Origin of the sequence: Methylobacterium nigriterrae (assembly GCF_037106235.1) — a bacterium.
GTDB classification, from domain to species: domain Bacteria; phylum Pseudomonadota; class Alphaproteobacteria; order Rhizobiales; family Beijerinckiaceae; genus Methylobacterium; species Methylobacterium nigriterrae.
In genome coordinates this window covers 1-281 of the sequence record NZ_JBAWTG010000787.1, presented here as the reverse complement: position 1 = coordinate 281, position 281 = coordinate 1, and the positions used below count along the sequence as shown (strand labels likewise).

Here is a 281-nt window from a genome sequence, read left to right as displayed (position 1 = left end):
GCGACCCAGATTATGCCGGATACCTCTTTTACTACCACACGCATTCACGGAGTTTCTGAGCCATCCTGGCGCTTTCGGCCGCTGAAACCTCCATGCCTGACCCGACGCCGAGATACTTCTCGGCTACCTCTGTCGACGAGAGCAGCTCCCGTGCAGAACCCTCTAGCACGATCGCGCCATTTTCCAGAACATAACCGCGGTCGGCGATCGCCAATGCTTGCCGTGCGTTCTGTTCTGCGAGCAGGATTGAAATCCCATTGTCTCGCAATTGTTTGATAAGC

Annotated in this window: 1 pseudogene; it reads right to left on the bottom strand. The window is 55.5% G+C overall.

Annotation, left to right across the window (positions count from 1 at the left end):
- Positions 1–31: 31 nt before the first annotated feature.
- Positions 32–281, bottom strand: a pseudogene (locus WDW90_RS39165) (hypothetical protein); the annotation flags it as partial.